The organism is Pseudomonas sp. RIT409 (genome assembly GCF_003052515.2).
In the GTDB taxonomy this organism is placed as follows: domain Bacteria; phylum Pseudomonadota; class Gammaproteobacteria; order Pseudomonadales; family Pseudomonadaceae; genus Aquipseudomonas.
The window spans coordinates 321,336-343,753 of the sequence record NZ_QARE02000001.1; the positions used below are offsets into that span (position 1 = coordinate 321,336).

General features: G+C 61.6%; 18 protein-coding genes. 7 read left to right on the forward strand and 11 right to left on the reverse strand.

Features of this window, described 5'->3' with window-relative positions; genetic code table 11:
• Positions 1-14 precede the first annotated feature (14 nt).
• From DBP26_RS01425 to DBP26_RS01475, 11 genes are all read right to left on the reverse strand, one after another.
• Positions 15-734, reverse strand: a complete 720-nt coding sequence (locus tag DBP26_RS01425) for a TetR family transcriptional regulator (RefSeq protein ID WP_177410989.1) — start codon at positions 732-734, stop codon at positions 15-17.
• A gap of 136 nt (positions 735-870) precedes the next feature.
• A complete protein-coding gene (gene lysS / locus DBP26_RS01430) occupies positions 871-2,373 on the reverse strand; it encodes a lysine--tRNA ligase (protein ID WP_108235825.1) in 1,503 nt (500 codons plus the stop codon).
• A gap of 105 nt (positions 2,374-2,478) precedes the next feature.
• Positions 2,479-3,574, reverse strand: a protein-coding gene (gene prfB, locus DBP26_RS01435; RefSeq protein ID WP_108236036.1) for a peptide chain release factor 2 whose coding sequence is annotated in 2 segments (ribosomal slippage) — positions 2,479-3,501 and positions 3,503-3,574 — 1,095 coding nt in all. Because the reading frame shifts where the segments join, the coding sequence is not laid out codon by codon here.
• Positions 3,575-3,864: 290 nt separating this feature from the next.
• Positions 3,865-4,872: a PleD family two-component system response regulator gene (locus DBP26_RS01440; RefSeq protein WP_108235826.1), complete on the reverse strand. Its 1,008-nt coding sequence runs from the start codon at positions 4,870-4,872 to the stop codon at positions 3,865-3,867.
• A 45-nt stretch (positions 4,873-4,917) separates the two neighbouring features.
• Entirely contained in the window at positions 4,918-5,928 is a 1,011-nt protein-coding gene (locus tag DBP26_RS01445; RefSeq protein WP_108235827.1) for a chemotaxis response regulator protein-glutamate methylesterase, read from the reverse strand.
• Positions 5,925-8,324 carry a hybrid sensor histidine kinase/response regulator gene (locus tag DBP26_RS01450; RefSeq protein WP_108235828.1) on the reverse strand — a complete coding sequence of 800 codons (2,400 nt, stop codon included), beginning with the start codon at positions 8,322-8,324 and terminating at the stop codon, positions 5,925-5,927. Before DBP26_RS01450 ends, DBP26_RS01445 begins: the two co-directional genes overlap by 4 nt.
• Positions 8,321-9,004 (reverse strand): chemotaxis protein CheW, encoded by a 684-nt coding sequence (locus tag DBP26_RS01455; protein WP_108235829.1) that lies wholly within the window; start codon positions 9,002-9,004, stop codon positions 8,321-8,323. The genes DBP26_RS01450 and DBP26_RS01455 overlap by 4 nt, the downstream gene beginning before the upstream one ends.
• Positions 9,001-10,299, reverse strand: coding sequence for a protein-glutamate O-methyltransferase CheR (locus DBP26_RS01460; RefSeq protein WP_108235830.1), 1,299 nt, complete (start codon positions 10,297-10,299; stop codon positions 9,001-9,003). The genes DBP26_RS01455 and DBP26_RS01460 overlap by 4 nt, the downstream gene beginning before the upstream one ends.
• Positions 10,296-10,841, reverse strand: coding sequence for a chemotaxis protein CheW (locus DBP26_RS01465; protein WP_108235831.1), 546 nt, complete (start codon positions 10,839-10,841; stop codon positions 10,296-10,298). Before DBP26_RS01465 ends, DBP26_RS01460 begins: the two co-directional genes overlap by 4 nt.
• Positions 10,842-10,849: 8 nt before the next feature.
• A complete protein-coding gene (locus tag DBP26_RS01470) occupies positions 10,850-12,472 on the reverse strand; it encodes a methyl-accepting chemotaxis protein (protein ID WP_108235832.1) in 1,623 nt (540 codons plus the stop codon).
• Between the two features lie 378 nt (positions 12,473-12,850).
• Positions 12,851-13,585: a tellurite resistance TerB family protein gene (locus tag DBP26_RS01475; protein WP_108235833.1), complete on the reverse strand. Its 735-nt coding sequence runs from the start codon at positions 13,583-13,585 to the stop codon at positions 12,851-12,853.
• Positions 13,586-13,746: 161 nt separating this feature from the next.
• On the opposite strand from DBP26_RS01475, the gene DBP26_RS01480 reads away from it, so the two are divergent.
• The 7 genes from DBP26_RS01480 (at position 13,747) to DBP26_RS01510 (ending at position 22,119) form a co-directional block, all read left to right on the forward strand.
• Complete coding sequence (locus tag DBP26_RS01480; protein ID WP_108235834.1) at positions 13,747-14,661, forward strand: LysR substrate-binding domain-containing protein; 915 nt, start codon at positions 13,747-13,749, stop codon at positions 14,659-14,661.
• Positions 14,662-14,809: 148 nt separating this feature from the next.
• Positions 14,810-16,270 carry a gamma-aminobutyraldehyde dehydrogenase gene (locus DBP26_RS01485; protein WP_108235835.1) on the forward strand — a complete coding sequence of 487 codons (1,461 nt, stop codon included), beginning with the start codon at positions 14,810-14,812 and terminating at the stop codon, positions 16,268-16,270.
• A 136-nt stretch (positions 16,271-16,406) separates the two neighbouring features.
• A complete protein-coding gene (ydcS, locus tag DBP26_RS01490) occupies positions 16,407-17,558 on the forward strand; it encodes a putative ABC transporter substrate-binding protein YdcS (RefSeq protein ID WP_108235836.1) in 1,152 nt (383 codons plus the stop codon).
• A 236-nt stretch (positions 17,559-17,794) separates the two neighbouring features.
• Positions 17,795-18,832: an ABC transporter ATP-binding protein gene (locus DBP26_RS01495; RefSeq protein ID WP_108235837.1), complete on the forward strand. Its 1,038-nt coding sequence runs from the start codon at positions 17,795-17,797 to the stop codon at positions 18,830-18,832.
• A gap of 1 nt (position 18,833) precedes the next feature.
• Complete coding sequence (locus DBP26_RS01500) at positions 18,834-19,784, forward strand: ABC transporter permease (RefSeq protein WP_108235838.1); 951 nt, start codon at positions 18,834-18,836, stop codon at positions 19,782-19,784.
• Positions 19,785-19,788: 4 nt separating this feature from the next.
• Positions 19,789-20,598, forward strand: a complete 810-nt coding sequence (locus DBP26_RS01505) for an ABC transporter permease (protein WP_108235839.1) — start codon at positions 19,789-19,791, stop codon at positions 20,596-20,598.
• Between the two features lie 96 nt (positions 20,599-20,694).
• Positions 20,695-22,119 carry a gamma-aminobutyraldehyde dehydrogenase gene (locus tag DBP26_RS01510; protein ID WP_108235840.1) on the forward strand — a complete coding sequence of 475 codons (1,425 nt, stop codon included), beginning with the start codon at positions 20,695-20,697 and terminating at the stop codon, positions 22,117-22,119.
• Positions 22,120-22,418: the final 299 nt, after the last annotated feature.

Genomic DNA, 22,418 nt, shown 5'->3' on the forward strand with positions numbered 1-22,418 from the left:
TTAATGAAAAATGCTCAATCCGTCGCCGCCCCTTCGGCGCCCAGCACCAGGTGCATCTGGCGTGTAAGGATAGCGAGCATTTCCTGGTCTGCGTCGGGCCTTTGCCCCCCCAGCAGGCCCTGATATTCCATCCGGCCGATCACGCCCGTCAACACTTGAGCATCAATGTGGGGCCGGTTGGAGCCCACAACCTCGAGAAACTGGGCACTTCCCTGGAGCAGGATTTCCTGGTGGGCAGCGACCAGCGATGCCAGTCGTGGATTGATCAGCGCTTCGAGGCGAAACGCATGCTCGGCGATCAGTTGATCGCGGCGGGTCTGCAACTGGTGGCGCACGTACTCCATCGTCATGCGTGCGATCTCATCGGCCAACCGTGCGCGCGCCTCGGCGCTGCCGTCGTTGCGCCCCACCATTTCACGCAGCAGCGCTTCGGTGTTCGTCCACAGCTTGGCCATGTAGGCGGCGCTGCGCTCAACGTACTGAGCAAAAGCGTCGGTCAGCAGGTCGTCGATATCCTTGAAATAGTACGTGGTGGCCGAAAGCGGGACCTGGGCTTCGGCGGCCACCGCACGGTGGCGTACCGCACGCACGCCATCGCGGATAACGATGCGCATGGCCGCGTCGAGGATTTGCTGACGGCGTTGCTCACTCCCCTGTCGGCTGGCCTTGCGCCCCTGGTACTGAACACTCTCTGCGACGGCTGTGGCCAGGCCAGCGGCTCCCTTTTGAGCGATCACGCGATTCACGACAGGTTTTTCCTTTTCAGTCAGTGCTTGGAGTTACGGGTTCGAGTTCGCCTAGAGCGCAAGCGGCACTCACCTGCCGGGCAAAAAAAAGCCGCCCTCACCGGGCGGCTCGTTTTTTCGACAATTACGCCTGAGGCCGCATATGGGGGAACAGGATCACGTCGCGAATCGACGGCGAGTTGGTCAGCAGCATGACCAGACGATCGATGCCGATGCCCTCACCTGCCGTAGGGGGCATGCCGTATTCGAGAGCACGCACGAAGTCCGCGTCGTAATGCATCGCTTCGTCGTCACCGGCGTCTTTGTCAGCCACCTGTTGCATGAAACGCTCGGCCTGGTCTTCCGCGTCGTTCAACTCGGAATACGCGTTGGCGATTTCGCGCCCGCCGATGAACAGCTCGAAACGGTCGGTGACGCTCGGATCGTCATCACTGCGACGCGCCAGCGGCGACACTTCGAACGGATAGCGGGTGATGAAATGCGGCTGCTCCAGCTTGTGCTCGACCAGTTCTTCGAAAATCATCACTTGCAGTTTGCCCAGGCCTTCGAAGCCCAGCACCTTCGCACCGGCTTTCTTGGCGATGGCCCGCGCCCTGTCGATGTCGTTCAGGTCATCGGCGGAAATGTCCGGGTTGTATTTGAGAATCGAATCGAACACCGAGAGGCGCACGAACGGCTCACCAAAATGGAACACCTTGTCGCCGTAGGGAACATCTGTCGTGCCGAGCACCAATTGCGCAAGCTCGCGGAACAGCTCTTCGGTCAAGTCCATGTTGTCTTCGTAGTCGGCGTAGGCCTGGTAGAACTCCAACATGGTGAATTCGGGGTTGTGACGGGTCGATACCCCTTCGTTACGGAAATTGCGGTTGATCTCGAACACTTTTTCGAACCCACCTACCACAAGCCGCTTGAGGTAAAGCTCCGGGGCGATGCGCAGGAACATGGCCATGTCCAGTGCATTGTGGTGGGTTTCAAACGGCTTGGCCGCCGCCCCGCCCGGGATGGTCTGCAGCATGGGCGTTTCGACTTCAAGGAAATCACGCTTCATCAGGAAGCTGCGGATATGGGCGATCACCTGGGACCGCACGCGGAAGGTTTCGCGGACCTCGTCGTTGACCATCAGGTCGACGTAACGCTGGCGGTAGCGCTGTTCGGTGTCGGTCAGGCCGTGATGCTTGTCCGGCAACGGACGCAGGGATTTGGTCAGCAGCCGCACGCTCGTCATTTCGACGTACAGGTCGCCTTTGCCAGAGCGTGCCAGGGTGCCTTCGGCGGCGATGATGTCGCCGATGTCCCAGGTTTTTACCGCCGCCAGCGTTTCTTCCGACAACGTCTTGCGGTTGACGTAGACCTGGATGCGACCGGTCATGTCCTGAATGACCATGAACGAGCCACGGTTCAACATGATGCGACCTGCAACCTTGACCGGAATCGCCGCCTCAGCCAGTTCTTCCTTGGTCTTGTCCACGTACTGTTTCTGCAGGTCATTGCAGTAGTTTTCGCGGCGGAAGTCGTTGGGGAAGGCGTTGCCCTTGGCGCGCTCGGCAGCAAGCTTTTCCTTGCGCAGTGCGATCAGGGTGTTTTCTTCCTGTTGCAGGGCTTGCGGATCGAGTTGTTGGTCGCTCATGTCTTCAGATTTTCCATCACAGGTTCGTTGCGTCTTGCCGACGGCAAGGGATCGCGGGCCGGCCGCCGTGGAGCGTGTGCCGGGCCCGCAACGGGAGTGTCGCGATTACAGCCCCTGTTTGAGGCTGGCTTCCAGGTAACCGTCGAGGTCGCCGTCCAGGACTTTATTGCAGTCGCTGCGCTCCACACCCGTGCGCAGGTCCTTGATACGCGAATCATCGAGGACATAGGAACGGATCTGGTGACCCCAACCGATGTCCGACTTGCTGTCTTCAAGGGCTTGGGACGCGGCATTGCGCTTCTGCATTTCCAGCTCGTACAGCTTGGCCCGCAACATTTTCATCGCGGTGTCCTTGTTGGCGTGCTGGGAGCGTTCGTTCTGGCAGCTGACCACGGTGTTGGTCGGAACGTGGGTGATACGCACCGCCGAATCGGTGGTGTTGACGTGCTGACCACCGGCACCGGACGAGCGATAGGTGTCGATCCGCAGGTCAGAGGGGTTGATGTCGATCTCGACCTTGTCATCGATCTCCGGCGAAACGAACACCGCCGAGAACGACGTGTGACGACGTGCACCGGAGTCGAACGGACTCTTGCGCACCAGGCGGTGGACGCCGATCTCGGTGCGCAGCCAACCGAAGGCGTATTCACCCTTGATGTGCACGGTCGCACCCTTGATTCCGGCGACCTCGCCTTCGGACAGTTCCATGATGGTGGCGTCGAAACCGCGCTTGTCGGCCCAGCGCAGGTACATGCGCAGCAGGATGTTCGCCCAGTCCTGCGCTTCGGTACCGCCGGAACCGGCCTGGATGTCTAGGTAAGCGTTGTTCATGTCCATCTCGCCACTGAACATGCGGCGGAATTCGAGCTTGGCCAGCGACGCCTCCAGGCCTTCGAGCAACTCGACGACGTCATTGACGGCGCCTTCGTCGTTCTCTTCGACGGCCATGTCGAGCAACTCGCGGGAATCGGCGAGGCCGCTGGCCATCTCGTCCAGGGTGTCGACGATCTGCGCCAGCATGGCGCGCTCGCGGCCCAGGGCCTGGGCGTACTCGGGCTTGTTCCAGACGTTGGGGTCTTCCAGCTCGCGGTTGACTTCGATCAGACGGTCACTCTTGTGATCGTAGTCAAAGATACCCCCGAATAGACTGGGAGCGTTCGGTCAGGTCCTTGATGGTGTTCAGGATCGGGTTGATTTCCATGGTCGTCAGGACTCGCAGGCGAATTTCACAAAGCCCGCGAGTATACCGCATTGATGCGATTTCCGGCACTCCATCTGGGTCTCGAAAACCGGAGGCCTGTGGTTGCCGATCCTGAAACTGGACATTATCAGATGGGAAGTAGCGCATTCTGTGGCAGCGCCGCGGATCAGGCAGTGCAACCCTCAACCATTCAACGGATGTGAAAAGCCCACCTGAAGCTGGCCGCGACCTTGCTTGCGCCAACCTCAGGAGGGCTCATTCGAAAGCCCTGAGAACAAGCGGACGGGCATTCAGCCTCCCACCACCACTTGATTGCGCCCATTGTGCTTGGCCGAATACAACCCTTGGTCGGCCATCTGGATCAGTTGGCGACTGTGGCTGCCCACCGCGGGCACGAGGGTCGCCAGGCCGATGCTGACGGTCAGGCTCGAACCTTCGGTGGGGGCGATGTGCGCAATGCTCATGCCGGAGATGGTCTGACGCAGCTTTTCGGCCAGCAGTCGCGCACCACCCGGCGAGGTGTTGGGCAGGACCAGCGCGAACTCCTCACCGCCATAGCGCGCGGGCAAGTCGGAGGGGCGACTGCAACTGGCGCGAATCGCCTTGGCGACCTGGCGAAGGGCTTCGTCGCCTTCCAGGTGACCGAAGTTGTCGTTGTAGGCCTTGAAATAATCGACATCGATCATCAGCAACGACAACTGGGTCTGCTCGCGAATGGCTCGGCGCCATTCCAGTTCGAGGTACTCGTCGAAATGACGACGATTCGACAGCCCCGTCAGGCCGTCGGAGTTCATCAGGCGTTGAAGGACCAGGTTGGTGTCCAGCAACTGTTGCTGGCTCACGCGCAGGGCCCTGTAGGCCTCATCCCGCTGCAACAGTGTCATGTACGACCGCGAGTGGTAGCGGATGCGAGCCACCAGTTCGATGTTGTCCGGCAGTTTGACCAAGTAATCGTTAGCGCCAGCGGCAAAGGCCGCGCTCTTGATCATCGGATCTTCCTTGGTCGACAGCACGATGATCGGGATGTCCCGGGTCATCGGGTTGTTGCGGTATTCGCGCACCAAGGTGAGGCCGTCGAGGCCGGGCATGACCAGGTCCTGCAATATCACGGTCGGCTTGATCTGGATCGCCTGGGCGATCGCCTGGTGCGGGTCGGCGCAAAAATGAAAATCGATGTTTTCTTCATTCGCCAGGCCGCGCCGGACGGCTTCGCCGATCATCGCCTGATCGTCGACCAGCAACACCATGGCCGCGTTTTCGTCCGTGGTGTGCAACTCGTCCAGTTGCAAGTCATGCATTCAGGGGCTCCTGGTCACAGTCCGGCTGTGAAATCACCTGGAAATTCATTGGGTCAATGCCTCGTTCAACCGAGACGCGATGCTGTCCAGCGGGCGAATCTCCATGGCGGCGTCAATCGCGGCAGCCGCTTTGGGCATGCCGTACACCGCACAGCTTTGCTGGTCCTGGGCGATGGTGAGGAATCCACGCTGACGCATCAGCTTGAGTCCCTGGGCACCATCCCGGCCCATGCCTGTCAACAGAACGCCCACTGAATCACCATTCCAATACGTCGCTACGCTCTCGAAGAACACGTCGATCGAGGGTCTGTAAATTTCGTTCACCGGCTCGGCGGTGTAGGCCAACGTGCCGTTTTTCAATAACCGGATGTGGTGGTTGGTGCCTGCCAGCAGCACGGCACCAGCCTGAGGCGGCTCGCCATCGCAAGCCAATCGTACAGGGAGTCCGGAAGAACTGCTCAACCATTGTGCCATCCCGGCTGCAAACACCTGATCCACATGCTGAACCAGCACGATGGCCCCCGGAAAATCCTTCGGCAGTCCCTTGAGCAACACTTCAAGCGCCGCAGGCCCCCCAGCAGAAGAACCAATGGCGACCAGCGCCTGACGCTGCGGCGCTTCGCGCACGGGCGGGGGTGCCGGACGAACCCGGCTGTCCCGTTGACCGATAAGCCAGCCTATATTAAGTATCTTGCGCAACAAAGGTGCGGCGGCTTCTTTTGGGTTGCCCGCTCCGATGGCCGGGGTGTCGACGACGTCGAGCGCACCATGGCCCATGGCTTCGAATACTCGGTGGACGTTCTGTTCCCGATCTACAGTCACAATCACGATGGCGCAGGGGGTGGCGGCCATGATGCGCCGCGTGGCTTCGACACCGTCCATGACCGGCATGATCAAATCCATCAATATCAAATCAGGCGTCGACTCGGCGCAGCGCTGCACCGCCTCCGCGCCATTGCCTGCCACCCACACCACCTCATGCGACGGTTCGAATGCCAACGCGCGCCGCAGTGCCTCGACTGCCATGGGCATATCGTTGACGATGGCGATCTTCATCCCTGCGCATCTCCTATCAGCTCAACGACGGCATCGAGCAACGCGTCGTCATGAAAACTGGCCTTGGCCAGATAATAGTCGGCGCCGGCGTCCAGGCCCCGACGGCGATCCTCTTCACGATCCTTGTATGACACCACCATGACCGGCAACGACTGCAACCGGCTGTCGCGCCGCAACAGGGTCACCAGTTCGATGCCGTCCATGCGCGGCATGTCGATGTCGGTGATCAGCAAATCGAAATCTTCGGCACGCAGGGCATTCCAGCCATCCATGCCGTCCACGGCCACGGCCACCTCGTACCCGCGGCTGAGCAACAGCTTGCGCTCCAGCTCGCGGACGGTCAGCGAGTCGTCGACCACCAGCACCCGCTTGCGCGATTGAGCATCGGCCTGGCGATTGCGCCGGTCGATGCGCTCCAGTCGCCCGGTGCTGAGCAACTTTTCGACCGAGCGCAACATGTCTTCGACGTCGATGATCAACACCGCCGATCCATCGTCCAGCAACGCCCCGGCGGAAATGTCCTGTACCTTGCCCAGCCGCGGGTCCAGCGGTAACACGACCAGCGTGCGTTCGCCGATGAAACGCTCCACGGCCACGCCATACACGACGTCGCGTTCTCGGATGATCACGACTTTGAGGAGGTCGGCGTGGTCCTGGCTGGCGGGACGATTGAGCAATTGGCTCGCAGCGACCAAGCCCACGTGTCGCTCTTCGTGCCAGAAGTGCTGTCGCCCTTCCAGTTGTACGATTTCATCCGCCGCGACATCGCGCATGCGCTCGATGTGCGCCAGCGGGAAGGCGTAGGCCTCACCGCCGACTTCAACCACCAGGCTGCGCACCACCGACAGTGTCAGCGGGACTTCCAAGTGGAACCGGCTGCCCTGCCCCGCCTGCTGATGCAAATCGACACCGCCGCGCAGTTGCCGGACCATGTGCAGCACGGCATCGAGACCGACACCACGCCCCGACACTTCAGTGACCTTGTCTCGCATGCTGAACCCTGGGAGGAACAGGAAGCTGAGCAACTCTTCTTCGCTCAATTGCGCTGCGGTTTCCTCCGGCGACAATTTGCGCGCAACGATGCTGCGACGCAGACGTTCCAGATCGATGCCCGCGCCATCGTCGATCAGCTCCACCACCAGCAGCCCCGCCTGGTGCGAGGCTTTGAGCTGAATCAGCCCTTCGGCGGGCTTGCCGCAGGCCAAACGTTGCTCGGGCAATTCGATGCCGTGATCCACGGCATTGCGCAGCAGGTGAGTCAGTGGCGCTTCGAGCTTTTCCAGAACATCGCGATCGACCTGGGTTTTCTCACCTTCGATTTCCAGCCGCACCTGTTTGCCCAACGAGCGGCCCAGGTCTCGCACCATGCGCACCTGACCAGCCAACACATCGGCAAACGGGCGCATGCGACACGCCAGTGCTGTGTCGTACAACAGTTGGGCCCGCTGAGCGGCCTGCCAGCCAAACTCGTCCAGGTCCGAGGTCTGCTGGAGCAACAGTTGCTGCGCTTCTCCCAACAAGCGGCGTGCTTCCTCCAGCGCCTTCTGGGCATCGGGGTCGACATTGGCACCGAGTAGCGCGTCGAGGTTGTCCAGCGCCCGACTCGCTCCCGTCTGGGAACGCTTGACCCGTTGCATCGCCGTCAGGTACGGCTTCAGACGCTGAGTCTCGACCAGTGACTTGCTCGAGAGGTCCAACAGGTTGTTCAACCGCTCTGCGGTGACCCGCAACACGCGCTCGCCGCCCTCCGTCACCCGCCGCTCGCGCCGCCGCTCGACCTTGACAGACACTTCGGCGTCGCCGTTGATCTCGTCAGGGGCATGGGGCAGCGTCGGCTCATTGACGGGGGGCGAAGCGGTCACGGGGGGCTCGGGTTCGCCCGAGGGCTCAGGGACCAAAGGCGCATGAGCGGACTGCACCGATTCCACCAGCGCCTGGGCATTGGCCAGGAGTAAATCCTCCATCGACGGCTCAGCGGTCGGCAATGGCACGGCGTGACGCGCCCCCGGATTGATCAGGTCATTCAGCAGCGCGACGTAGCCGTCCACATCGGCTTGCGTGACCTTGCTCTCGCCTGGCGTCGCGATGCGCATGAGCATGTCGGTGCCCATCAACAGCGCATCAATGTGTTCGGGCTTCAAATGCAAGCGGCCGGTCTGGGCTTCGACCAGACAATCCTCCATGACGTGGGAGACGCTGACGCCCGCGTCGACGCCCACAATCCGGGCGGCGCCCTTGAGCGAGTGAGCGGCGCGCATGCACGCTTCCAACTGGTCGGCCTGAGTCGGATTGCGCTCGAGGGCGAGCAGACCTGCGCTCAACACCTGGGTCTGGGCTTCGGCTTCGAGGGTGAACAGCTCGAAAAGTGAAGCGTCGCGCATCTGATCAGGCGTCATGTGAGGCTCCGGTTCACTGCCGACAACAGCTGTTCTTCATCCAACAGGCGCAGGCTGCGGTTTTTCCACTGGACCACCCCCTTGGTGAAACGGGCGTTGGCGTTTTGCGCGGAGCCGGATGCGCCGTCCAGTAGACGGGCTTCGATGGCATGGATGCCGTCGACTTCATCGACCGGCACCACCACCGGCCCGCCCTGCGCGGCGACGATCAGCATGCGCGGCATGACTCGCCCGGTGTTGACCGGGGCAAACGAAACATCGAGCCCGAGCAGTTCGACGAACGACAGGCAAGCCACCAACGCACCACGCACATTGGCAACGCCCAGCAATGCCCGGGACCGTTGATGGGGAAGCGAATGGATGGCTTGCACGGGCGAGACTTCCACCAGGCACCGGGTTGGGAGGCCGAGCCACTCTTCGCCGAGACGAAAGACCACCAGTGAGCGCGTCTTGACGTCGTTGTCCAGCTCATCGCTCTGAACCACAACGCGATGTTCCTGCGCCAGCGTGTAACGATCCAGCAAGCGCGTAGCGGCGGCGGAGTACACCGAGCAGTTGCGACAATGAATGTGATCGACCAGCAGCGGGCAGGAGCGATCGCCATGGATGCCGATCCGGTTCCAGCAGTCATCGATGGCCTGCGCGGCGTCGCTGATCAATTCACTGTGTACGCTGGTCATCGACTCCGTCCTTCTTTGTTCACGCCGCGGGCGGCACGCTCCTGCAGGCGTCTGGCACCTGCGCTATCGCCTTGCGCAGCCAACAGCGCGGCCAGTTGCGCCAGCGCTTCAGGGTGTTGCGGTTCCAGGTACAGCGCCTTGCGGTAGAAGCCTTGTGCACCGACGCCATCGCCACTGACTTCACTGAGCAGCCCCAACCAATAAAACACCGGCGCCACGGGCTCATGGCTTTTCAGATACTGCTCGCAAGCCCGCCTGGCTTCCGCGGTTTTACCCTCGTTGGCCAATTGCTTGATGCTGGCGAGCAGGGTTGCCGCTTCCCCGGCTGGCGGAGGCGCCCCCGGCGCAGGGCTGCGCACGGGCGCCGGGCCGAAGGATTTGGGCGCTGGGTTTGGACGCGGCGCCGGCGGCGGTCTGTTACTGACTTGCGGCGCTGCGACAGGCCTGATCGGCAACGTCGCAGCAGTCGGCGGTACCGCGAACGGATCAGCCACAGGCTCGGTTCGATGCCGGAACGCGAATGACTGAGGGATGCCGATGGACACCATGCCCATTCGCCCCAATAGACTGCCTTCGGCGGGCCCGATGAAGAGCAATCCATCTTCACGGGTCATGCGCTTCAATGCTTCGAACCCCTGTCGCTGGGTGTCCAGGTCGAAGTAAATCAGCAGGTTGCGACAGAACACGAAATCATAGGCGGACTGCGCGACTGTCAACGCGGGGTCGAGAAGGTTGCCGGTCTGGAAGCCGACCTGCTCACGGACCTTCTCGCTGACCAGGTAACCGTCTTCGACCTGAGTGAAATGGCGCTCACGGAACCCCAGTTGATCCCCGCGGAAGGAATTTTTGCCGTACACGGCGCGACGTGCCCTTTGCAGTGACAGGGGGCTGATGTCCACCGCTTCGACTTTGAACTGGGTGGCCTGCAAGCCTGCATCGAACAAGGCCATGGCAATCGAGTAAGGCTCTTCGCCGGTGGAGCACGGAAGACTGAGGATGCGCAGCGGTCGGGCACCGTTCAACTGCGCCACCCTCGCTGCCGCCAGCTTGCCCAGCGTGCCGAAGGATTCCGGGTAACGGAAAAACCAAGTCTCAGGCACGATCACCGCCTCGATCAATGCCTGTTGTTCTTCGGCGCTGCTGTGCAGCAACTGCCAATAGGCATCGGCGCTCTCGGCCTTGTTGAGCGCGCATCGCTGACGAACCGCTCGCTCGATGATCGCCTCGCCGACGGAGGCGACGTCCAGCCCGATGCGGCTCTTGAGGAAGGCGAAAAAGCGCGCGTCCGATGTCATGGTGCGGCCCCGAGGGAATCAAGGGTGTCGAAGTCCATGGGACGGGCAGGAAACAGCAGGTCGCGCACCTCGTCGGTGAGCAGGTCCTGTACGCGAATCCACTGCAGCAGCCCCGTTTCGTCTTCCCGCACCGGTCCCAGATAAGGGGCCTCACGGTTGTCCAGGCCATATGCCTTGAATTCGTCCACCGCGCACCGCAGGGTGTCCGTCGCCTGTTCGAGGATCAGCCCCAGGCGCTGCGCCGGACGATCGCCCCCCAGTCGGTAGTGCACCAGCACCAGACGCGTGCTGGTTCGCTGCGGCGCCGTTTCGCCGAAGGTCAGCGCACTGAGATCGACCACCGGCACCACCGCGCCTCGATGAGCGAAGACACCCGCGACCCAATGGGGCGCGCGCGCAATCGGCTTGAGCGCCAAACGCGGCAGGACTTCAGCCACCTCGGCGGCCTCCAGGGCGTAGCGCTCCTTCCCGATGCGAAACATCAGGAACAGCTTGTTCGACGGCAACGACCGCGCGCCGCGCTTGGCTGAATGCTCCGTCATGGACCGGCTCAGACCTTGAATCGCGAGACGCCGCTGCGCAGGCCCACTGCCACCTGGCTCAACTCGTCGATGGCAAAGCTGGCCTGGCGCAGCGACTCCACGGTCTGGCTGCTGGCATCGCCCAGTTGCACCAGCGCCTGATTGATCTGTTCGGCACCCGTGGCCTGGGCCTGCATGCCTTCATTGACCATCAACACGCGCGGCGCCAGCGCCTGCACCTGATGGATGATCTGCGAGAGCTGTTCGCCCACCTGGGTGACTTCGAACATCCCTCGACGTACCTCTTCGGAAAACTTGTCCATGCCCATCACGCCCGCCGAGACCGCCGACTGAATCTCTCGCACCATCTGTTCGATGTCATAGGTGGCGACTGCCGTCTGGTCCGCCAGGCGCCGAACCTCCGTCGCGACCACGGCGAATCCGCGGCCGTATTCACCGGCTTTTTCGGCCTCGATGGCGGCGTTCAGCGACAGCAGGTTGGTCTGATCGGCGACCTTGACGATGGTGACCACCACCTGATTGATGTTGCCCGCCTTCTCATTGAGGATGGCCAGCTTCGAGTTGACCAGGTCCGCGGCCCCCATCACCGAGTGCATGGTTTCCTCCATCCGTGCCAGGCCCTGCTGACCGGATCCGGCGAGGATCGAAGCCTGATCGGCAGCCGAGGTCACTTCCGTCATGGTGCGCACCAGATCCCGAGACGTCGCGGCGATCTCGCGGGACGTGGCGCCGATTTCGGTGGTAGTGGCCGCGGTTTCAGTGGCCGTGGCCTGCTGCTGCTTGGAGGTGGCGGCGATTTCGGTCACCGATGTGGTGACCTGAACCGAGGAGCGCTGCGCCTGGGACACCAGCGCTGCGAGCTCGGTGACCATGTCGTTGAACCCGGTCTGCACCGCGTCGAATTCGTCCTTGCGCTCCAGGTTCAGACGGCTGCTCAGGTCGCCGGTCCGCATCACGTCGAGGATTCTGACGATCCGATTCATGGGCGCCAGGATGGCGCGCATCAGCAGCAGGCCACAGATACCGGCGACCAGCACTGCGATGATCAGCGAGATGCCCAAGGTGATCTTGGCGCTGTAGACCGCGGCCTGAATGTTGTCCGATGCGCGATCGGCATTGATTTTGTTCTTGGTACCCAGCGCATTGAGCACCTTGCGACCCTCGAACCACATCGGGGTCAGCTGTTCGGTAAAGATGCGCTGGGCCATCGCGAAGTTGTCACCTTGATAGGCCGACAGGATGCCGTTGAGCACCAGCCCGAACCGTTCACGCAGTTGCAGAAACTGCGCGAACTCACTGCGATCGCTCTCTTCAAAAATACTTTTCTGATACGCGGCAATCTGGCTCTGCAGGCGGTCATCGTACTCTTTGTACTGATCTTCCTCAGCGTTGGTCAGAGGACGCCCCGCGCCTTCGGCGAGCAACTGTTGGGTGCGGATGTAGCTTTCAACCCAGGCGCCGCGCACCGTGCTGCTGTAATAAACCCCCGGTAGCGCGTCGAGCCGTACTTCATCGCCGCTGCTTTCAATGACCAGCAAGCGGTTGAAAGCCACAATCACCATCAGCAACATGATGGCGATGATTACAGCGAAGCTCGCCAAAATACGTTGACGCAACGTCCAGTTCTTCACAGTCAGCCCTCAAGAGTTCAACACCGGCAAGACCGGGTTCAAGAAGCGGACCGACAGACGGCCCAACGCGAGCGGAGTATAGCCTAGTGCCTTACTAATTAACTGGGCTGTTTCCGACACGACATACGCAATAACGCACACATATAAAGGAAACTTCTGACACGTTATCGGCCGACCAAAGCATTACCTGATAGGGAAGTTGCCGATGTGGCTCATGGCGCCCATTAACGTCCAACGGTGCCGCGAAGAGGTACGGGGACTTGAGGCAAGGGAAAGGAAGTTGCGGGCTCGGGCAGCGGTCGAGATCCGGCCCCAGGGAGACGGCAAGCCACCGCCGGGCTTGCCCTTCCCGAGTCTGCTTCGATCTGCCGTGGCGAGTTATGGCTGCGCTTGGCGGACCTGATTCTCCAACTCGGCTTTCAAGTCGGGGGCAAGTTTGAGCTGTTTGGCCAGTTCGTCCAGGTATGCCCGCTCCATGAAGTGCTCTTCATCGACCATCATCACACTGGCGAGGTACATCTCGGCGGCAATTTCAGGTGTGTGAGCCGACCGCGCGACCTCGGCAGGGTCCAGCGGCTTGTGCAGCTCGGCGTGGAGCCAGTGCTGCAATTCCTCATCGCCCGTCAGCCGCGTGAACTCACCCTCGATCAATTGCCGTTCATTGTCATCGACATGGCCGTCCGCCTTGGCCGCCGCCACCAATGCCCGCAGGATCGCCTCGCTGTGCTGTTCCACTTGGGCGGGCGGCACACGGTCGACGGTCTGAGGCTGAGCCGACCCTGCGCTCGCCTGATTGGCCTGCCAATTCCCGTAGGCCTTGTAGGCCAGCACACCCAGCGCCGTGAGGCCGCCGTAGGTCAGCACTTTGCCACCGATCTTGCGCGCACTTTTGTTGCCCAGCAGCAACCCCATCGCCCCCGCTGCCAGCGCGCCACCGCCCGCGCCGGACAAAAGCCCTCCCAGATTGGCGCCACCGGCCTTGCCGAGCAGATCGGCGAGGCCGCCCTGGGTGCCCTGGCTTTGAGAAGGAGAACGACCGGATTGACCCGCCTTGTTTTGCAACAGGTCCTGGCCGGATTTCAGCAACTGATCAAGTAAACCTCGGGTATTCATGGGCACCTCCTGAAAACACTTAAACGGTCCGACACGCAGGTTAAGGCGAAGTCCTCAGTTGCCGTTTCCGACTGTGCTTCCAGATGTTGCAGGGGCGAGCCGGGCCATTCGAAAAAAACGATATACACTCGTTGAATTCCGAAAAGACGGGAACGGCTCCCATGATGACGTTACGCCAAATCCGCCACTTCATCGCAGTGGCCGAAACCGGTTCGATTTCCGCAGCGGCGCAGGCGGTGTTCATCTCCCAATCCACCCTGACGCTGGCCATCCAGCAGCTGGAGGAAGAGATCGGCGTTACCTTGTTCAGCCGCCACGCCAAAGGCATGACCCTCACCCATCAGGGGCACCAATTTCTGCGGCAGGCCCACCTGATTCTGGCCACGGTGGAAAACGCCAAGCGCAGCTTGCAACAAGGCGCCGAACAGGTGGCCGGGCAGTTGGTGATCGGCGTGACCAGCCTGGTGGCAGGCTATTACCTCGCCGATCTGCTGACGCGGTTTCAGCGCGCCTACCCCAACGTCGACCTCCGCGTGATGGAAGACGAGCGCCCCTACATCGAGCATCTGCTGGTCAGCGGTGAGATCGACATTGGCGTGTTGATCCTCTCCAACCTTGAGGATCGCCATGCCTTGCAGACCGAAGTGCTCACGCACTCGCCTTACCGGCTATGGCTCCCGGCCCAGCATCCTCTGTTGGAACATGACAACATCAACCTAGCCGACATCGCATGCGAGCCGCTCATTCAACTCAACGTCGACGAGATGGGCAGCAATGCCCAGCGCATCTGGTCGCGCATAGGCCTGCAACCGAAAGTCAGCCTGCGCACAGCCTCCACCGAGGCGGTCCGAAGCCTGGTCGCGGCAGGCCTTGGGGTTTCGATCCAACCGGACATGACATACCGTCCGTGGTCGCTGGAGGGGGACATCATCGAAGCCCGCCCTATCGCCGACCTGACCCATACACTTGACGTAGGGCTGGCGTGGCGGCGGGGTACGGCGCGCCCGTCACTGGTCGACCCGTTCCTGAGTGTCGCGCGAGAACAACCTCATCCAGGGCGCAGGCCTTCGATTTAATCGAACGGGGGTTTCAGAATTAAGCATTTGTCGAGCGCCGATGCGGACACTAGGCTCTGAGCTTGGGGCGTCAAAGTGTATCGGCATCTTTCAAGGGAGCCGCTTCAAACATTGACTCGTTCAACTTCGCCACAGGGAAGCTCGAACAATGGCAGGCGGCGCGAATGATCGGTTTTTGACTGCACTGCTGATCGACGGTGAACAAGTCGCCGGCGAGGGGATCGTCGAACCGATTCTCAATCCGGCCACGGGCGAAGTGCTGACCGCAATCGCCGAAGCCAGTACCGACCAGGTCGAGAGCGCGATTCTCGCGGCCAACCGCGCATTTGACGCTTGGTCGCGCACCACACCGCAATTCCGCGCGAACGTCCTGCTCAGCATCGCCGATGCCATCGAAAAAAATGCCGATCACCTCGCCCAGTTGGAAGCGCTCAACTGTGGCAAGCCCCTGCACCTCGCCCGGCAGGACGACCTGACGGCCACCGTCGACGTGTTCCGCTTTTTTGCCGGTGCCGTACGCTGTCAGACCGGGCAACTGGCGGGCGAATACGTGGCGGGCTACACCAGCATGGTGCGGCGCGATCCGATCGGCGTCGTCGCCTCCATCGCGCCCTGGAATTACCCGATCATGATGGCCGCCTGGAAGATCGCTCCGGCCCTCGCGGCGGGCAATACGCTGGTGTTCAAGCCGTCGGAACATACGCCGCTGTCGATTCTTGCGCTGGTCCCGCTGTTGGCCGAGCGGCTGCCCAGGGGCGTGATCAATATCGTCTGTGGTGGCGGCGAAGGCGTTGGGAGCCATTTGGTGAGCCACCCGAAAGTCAGGCTGGTGTCACTGACCGGCGATATCGTGACCGGCCAGAAAATCCTGCAGGCGGCGGCCAAGACCCTGAAACGCACCCACCTTGAACTGGGGGGCAAAGCGCCGGTGATCGTCTGCGATGACGCGGACATTGCGGCGGTGGTCGAAGGTGTCCGCACCTACGGTTATTACAACGCAGGCCAGGATTGCACCGCGGCCTGTCGCATTTACGCCGAGGCCGGGATACACGACAAGCTGGTCGCCGAATTGGGCTCGGCAGTCGCCAGCCTGCGTTTCGCGAGCAGACGCGACGCGGACAATGAGATCGGGCCCTTGATCAGCACGCGCCAGCGTGACCGAGTGGCCAGCTTCGTCGAGCGGGCGCTGAGCCAGCCTCATATCGAACGCATCACCGGCGCCGCCGTGCATTCGGGGCCTGGGTTCTTCTACCAACCCACCTTGCTGGCAGGCTGCAAACAGGGGGATGAGATCGTCCAGCGCGAGGTGTTCGGGCCGGTGGTCACCGTGACCCGCTTCGATGGGCTGTCGCAAGCCCTGGACTGGGCCAACGATTCCGAATATGGCCTGGCGTCGTCGATCTGGACGCAGAACCTGGACAAGGCCATGCAGGTCGCGGCACGCCTGCAGTACGGCTGCACCTGGATCAACAGCCATTTCATGCTGACCAGCGAAATGCCCCACGGCGGCCTGAAACGCTCAGGGTACGGCAAGGATTTATCCAGTGATTCGCTACAGGACTACAGCGTTGTCCGGCACATCATGGCCAGGAGCAGTTACGCGCTTTAAGCACCCGACCAGCGTGCAGTCGAGATTGAGTTCAAAGCAATAACAAGAAAACCGAGGAGCGCCTGCGGTTGGGGACTTCCAACGGCGCTCCCCGCCACTGATTTCCTGCCAACCATAAGTCAAAGAGGGAACCCGTATGTCAGTGCAAACAAACGTCTTGTTGGGAGCCGTAGTCACCGCCATGTTCACCACCGGCACAGTGCAGGCCGCTGAAGCGCTGACCAGTGTCGGCGACGGCGAAGGTCAGCTGGATATCGTGGCGTGGCCGGGCTATATCGAACGAGGCGAGAGCGACAAGGCCTATGACTGGGTCACCGGCTTCGAAAAGGAGACCGGCTGCAAAGTGAACGTCAAGACCGCTGCCACCTCCGACGAGATGGTCAGCCTGATGACCAAGGGTGGCTATGACCTGGTTACCGCATCGGGTGACGCTTCCTTGCGCCTGGTGGCGGGCCAGCGCGTGCAACCGATCAACACCGATCTGATCCCCAATTGGAAAACCCTCGATCCCCGCCTTAAGGACGGCCCCTGGTACACCGTCAACAAGCAAACCTACGGCACACCCTATCAGTGGGGCCCGAACGTCCTGATGTACAACACGCAAGTGTTCAAGACGCCGCCGGTCAGCTGGAGCGTGGTGTTCGAACCCCAGGACTTGCCGGACGGCAAGCCGAACAAAGGTCGGGTTCAAGCCTACGACGGCCCGATCTACATTGCTGACGCGGCGCTGTACCTGAAGACCGCCAAACCCGAGCTGAAAATCGAAGACCCCTACCAACTCACCGAAGCCCAGTATAAAGCCGTGCTCGACCTGCTGCGCGCGCAACACGCCTTGGTGCATCGCTACTGGCATGACGCGACCGTGCAAATGAGTGACGTGAAAAACGAAGGCGTCGTGGCATCCAGTTCGTGGGGTTACATGGTCAACGGCCTGGTTGCGGACAAACAGCCGGTCGCCTCGACCATCCCGCAGGAAGGCGCCACCGGCTGGGCGGATACCACCATGTTGCATGCGCAGGCCAAGCATCCGAACTGCGCGTACAAATGGATGGACTGGTCGTTGCAACCGAAAGTCCAGGGTGACGTCGCCGCCTGGTTCGGTTCGCTGCCCGTCGTACCGGCGGCGTGCAAAGGCAATGAATTGCTGGGCGCCGAAGGCTGCGCCACCAATGGGTTCGACTTGTTCGACAAGATCGCCTTCTGGAAGACCCCGCAGGCCGAGGGGGGCAAATACGTGCCGTACAGCCGATGGACACAGGATTACATCGCAATCATGGGTGGGCCTTAGTCCGGTGCTGTCCGATCGTTTCCATGCTTGCACCGGCTTGCCATCGCTTGCGTGAAAACGTACCCCTCGGCGCGTGCTACCGCGGCGTTGATCGAAGCGCTGGCAAGCGATGACGCGCCGAGGGTGGAAACGATCTGGAGCACAGCCTCCTCCGCCGTGATTCTCCGCCCATCCCCCCTGTGCGCTTCATCCGGCGAAACGCTGAATAGGCCTTCGCTTCCATTTGAGGTTTCACCATGACCCTTGCAGTCCAGTTCACTCAAGTTTCCCGTTCGTTCGGCGATGTGAAGGCCGTAGACCGGGTCTCCATCGACATCGAGGACGGCGAGTTCTTTTCCATGCTCGGCCCATCGGGCTCGGGCAAGACCACTTGCCTGCGCCTGATCGCCGGCTTCGAACAGCCCAGTGCAGGTTCGATCCGGATTCATGGCGAAGAGGCTGCGGGCCTGCCGCCGTATCAACGCGACGTCAATACGGTGTTTCAGGACTACGCCCTGTTCCCCCACATGAACGTGCGTGACAACGTCGCCTACGGTCTGAAAGTCAAAGGTATTGCCAGGCGTGAACGCCTGGCTCGCGCCGATGAAGCGCTGGACATGGTCGCGCTGGCGGGCTATGGCGACCGCAAGCCCGTGCAATTGTCCGGCGGGCAACGCCAGCGGGTGGCCCTGGCCCGCGCGCTGGTCAACCGCCCCCGCGTCTTGCTGCTCGACGAACCCCTGGGCGCCCTTGATCTCAAACTGCGCGAACAGATGCAGAGCGAATTGAAAAAGCTCCAGCGCCAGTTGGGCATCACCTTTATTTTCGTGACCCACGACCAGACCGAAGCGCTGTCCATGTCGGACCGCGTCGCGGTGTTCAACAAGGGTCGGATCGAGCAGGTCGACACGCCGCGCAATCTGTACAGGAAGCCGGCCACTGCCTTCGTTGCCGAGTTCGTCGGCACCTCCAACGTATTGCGAGGCGAACTGGCGCAACGACTGTGCGGCCACTGCGCAGCCTTTTCGATTCGCCCCGAGCACATCCGGTTCGCGGATGGCCCGGCTGCCCCTCATGAAATCGAAGTGAGCGGTTTGCTGCATGACATCCAGTACCAGGGCAGCGCCACCCGGTACGAACTGAAGCTCGACAACGGTCAGACCCTGAGCGTCAGCCAGCCCAACACCCAATGGGTGGAAGCCAGCGCGCACCACCAGACCGGGCAACGCATCACGGCACGCTGGGCTCGCGACGCCATGGTCGCGCTGCACGATCCTGTGATCGAGGCTTGCTGACATGAATCAGACACTTATCCACAGTGCGCCGACGCCGAGGCCCTCGCCTCTGAGGTCGCTCTCCGACCTGCTGTACCGAAGGCCGAACCTCTACCTCTCACTGTTGCTGATCCCCCCGTTGCTGTGGTTCGGCGCCATTTACCTCGGCTCGCTGCTGGGGCTTTTGTGGCAAGGTTTCTACACCTTCGACGACTTCAGCATGACGGTCACGCCCGACCTGACCCTGGCCAACTTCGCAGCGCTGTTCAACCCGGCCAATTTCGACGTGATCCAACGGACGCTCGTGATGGCTGTCGCGGTCTCCGTCGCCAGTGCCATCGTCGCCTTTCCCATCGCGTATTACATGGCGCGCTACACCACGGGCACGACCAAGGCGTTCTTTTACATCGCGGTGATGATGCCGATGTGGGCCAGCTACATCGTCAAGGCCTACGCCTGGACGCTGCTGCTGGCCAAGGGCGGTGTCGCGCAATGGTTCATCCAGCACTTGGGGCTGGAGCCGGTATTGCTATGGGTTCTGGGAATTCCCGGCGTCGGTGGAAGCACCCTGTCGACCTCGCACCTGGGGCGTTTCATGGTGTTCGTTTACATCTGGCTGCCGTTCATGATTCTGCCGATCCAGGCCTCGCTGGAACGTCTGCCCCCTTCGCTGCTACAGGCGTCCGCCGACCTGGGCGCCACACCGCGACAAACCTTCGCGCAGGTGATCCTGCCCCTGTCGGTGCCGGGCATTGCCGCCGGTTCGATCTTCACCTTCTCCCTGACCTTGGGCGACTTCATCGTGCCGCAGCTCATTGGCCCGCCGGGCTACTTCATCGGCAGCATGGTCTACGCCCAGCAAGGCGCCATCGGCAATCTGCCGATGGCCGCCGCATTCACATTGGTGCCCATCGTGCTCATCGCCATCTACCTGTCTATCGTCAAGCGACTGGGAGCTTTCGATGCGCTCTAGGCCCGTGGAAAAAGAACAAGCCTCCTGGGGTTTGAAAATCGCGGCGTGGGCGGGGTTGGTGTTTTTGCATTTCCCGATCCTGATCATCTTCGTCTACGCCTTCAACACCGAAGACGCGGCATTCAGCTTCCCGCCTCAACGGTTGACCCTGAAATGGTTCAGCGTGGCGTTTTCCCGGCCGGATGTGCTGGAGGCGATCAAGCTGTCGCTGCAGATCGCCTGCGTGGCGACGTTGATCGCGCTGGTCCTTGGCACGCTGGCGTCGGCAGCCCTGTATCGGCGCGCTTTCTTCGGCAAGGACAGCATTTCGCTGATGCTGATCCTGCCCATCGCCCTGCCCGGCATCATCACCGGCCTGGCGCTGCTGTCGGCATTCAGGTGGCTGGGCATCGAGCCGGGCATGTTCAGCATCATCGTCGGCCATGCCACGTTCTGTGTGGTGATCGTCTACAACAACGTCATCGCCCGCCTGCGCCGCACGTCCCACAGCCTCATCGAGGCATCGATGGACCTGGGTGCCGACGGTTGGCAGACCTTCCGCTACATCATCCTGCCGAACCTGGGCTCCGCATTACTGGCGGGCGGAATGCTCGCGTTCGCACTGTCGTTCGACGAAATCATCGTGACCACCTTCACCGCAGGCCATGAACGCACGTTGCCGATCTGGCTGCTCAACCAACTGAGCCGACCTCGCGACGTGCCTGTCACCAACGTGGTCGCCATGCTGGTGATGATGGTCACGATGTTGCCGATTCTCGGCGCGTATTACCTGACCCGAGGCGGTGAGAGCGTGGCCGGGAGCGGTGGGAAGTAATCCCCGTGAAGGGCCAACTCGCTCGCCTCAGGACGACCCCACGCCAGCCCGGGCGGCGCAACGAACATTCGAAGGCGTTAACGAGAGGACAATGCCATGCAAACCAAACTGCTCATCAATGGCCACCTGGTCGCCGGCGAAGGTCCCGCGCAGCCTGTGTTCAACCCAGCCTTGGGCCGCGTGTTGGTGGAGATCAACGAAGCCAGCGAGGGTCAGGTCGACACGGCGGTGCGCGCCGCCGATGCAGCTTTTGAAAGCTGGTCGCAGACAGCGCCCAAGGATCGTTCGCTGCTGCTATTGAAGCTGGCCGATGCGATCGACGCCCATGCAGAGGAACTGGCAAAGCTGGAGTCGGACAACTGCGGCAAGCCCTATCACGCCGCGCTGAACGATGAACTGCCTGCCATCGCCGACGTGTTCCGCTTTTTCGCCGGTGCCAGCCGCTGCATGGGCGGTTCGGCCGCGGGTGAATACCTGCCCGGGCATACGTCGATGATCCGTCGCGACCCGGTGGGCGTGATCGCGTCGATCGCCCCCTGGAACTACCCCTTGATGATGGTCGCCTGGAAAATCGCCCCGGCCCTGGCCGCCGGTAATACGGTGGTGCTCAAGCCTTCCGAGCAGACCCCGCTGACCGCGTTGCGCCTGGTCGAATTGGCCAAGGACATCTTTCCTGCGGGCGTACTCAACCTGGTGTTTGGCCGCGGTCAGACGGTGGGCAATCCGCTGGTGACTCACCCGAAAGTACGCATGGTCTCGTTGACCGGCTCCATCGCCACCGGCTCGCATATCATTTCCAGTACCGCCGACAGCGTCAAACGCCTGCACATGGAACTGGGTGGCAAAGCGCCGGTGATCATTTTCGACGATGCGGATATCGATGCGGCCGTCGAAGGCATTCGTACCTTCGGGTTCTACAACGCTGGCCAGGATTGCACGGCAGCCTGCCGTATCTATGCGCAGAAAGGGATCTACGATGCCTTCGTGAAAAAGCTGGGCGAGGCGGTGAGCTCCATCAAGGTGGGGCCACAGGATGACCCGACGACCGAACTCGGGCCGCTGATCACCGCCCAGCATCGCGACCGCGTCACGGGCTTCGTCGAGCGCGCGATCGCGCAATCCCACATCCGACTGATCACAGGGGGCAAAGCCATTGAAGGCAAGGGTTTCTTCTTCCAGCCAACGGTCATTGCCGACGCCCAGCAGGATGACGAAATCGTTCGCCGTGAAGTCTTCGGGCCGGTGGTTTCAGTCACACAGTTCGAGGATGAAGCCCAAGTCCTCGGCTGGGCAAACGATTCGGATTACGGCCTGGCTTCCTCTGTCTGGACCCAGGACATCGGCCGCGCCCACCGCCTGAGTGCGCGCCTGCAATACGGCTGCACCTGGGTCAACACGCACTTCATGCTGGTCAGTGAAATGCCGCACGGCGGTCAGAAACTGTCTGGGTACGGGAAAGACATGTCCCTGTACGGGTTGGAAGACTACACCTCGGTGCGGCATGTGATGGTCAAGCACTGAAACGTGCCGAGCGGTCGAGAATGAATCCGTTCCCATGGTGCGGGTGGCCATGGGAGTGGGACTCATCCGGATTCGGTTCGTGATGTGCGCTGCCAACCCCAGCGGATAATGCCGGCCACCCTGCGCCATTCGATGGCACTTTCCATGAGCCGCCATCACCCCGCGCCTGATCTTATTTCTCTGTCATCACGCAACCCCTCGGCAGCGCCATGGTCAACCGTTTTGACGTTGCTTCGGGTTGATACGGTCTTTTTCGCTATTCATTCGAATAATGGCGAATTGAGCCGCTCGATCCTCCA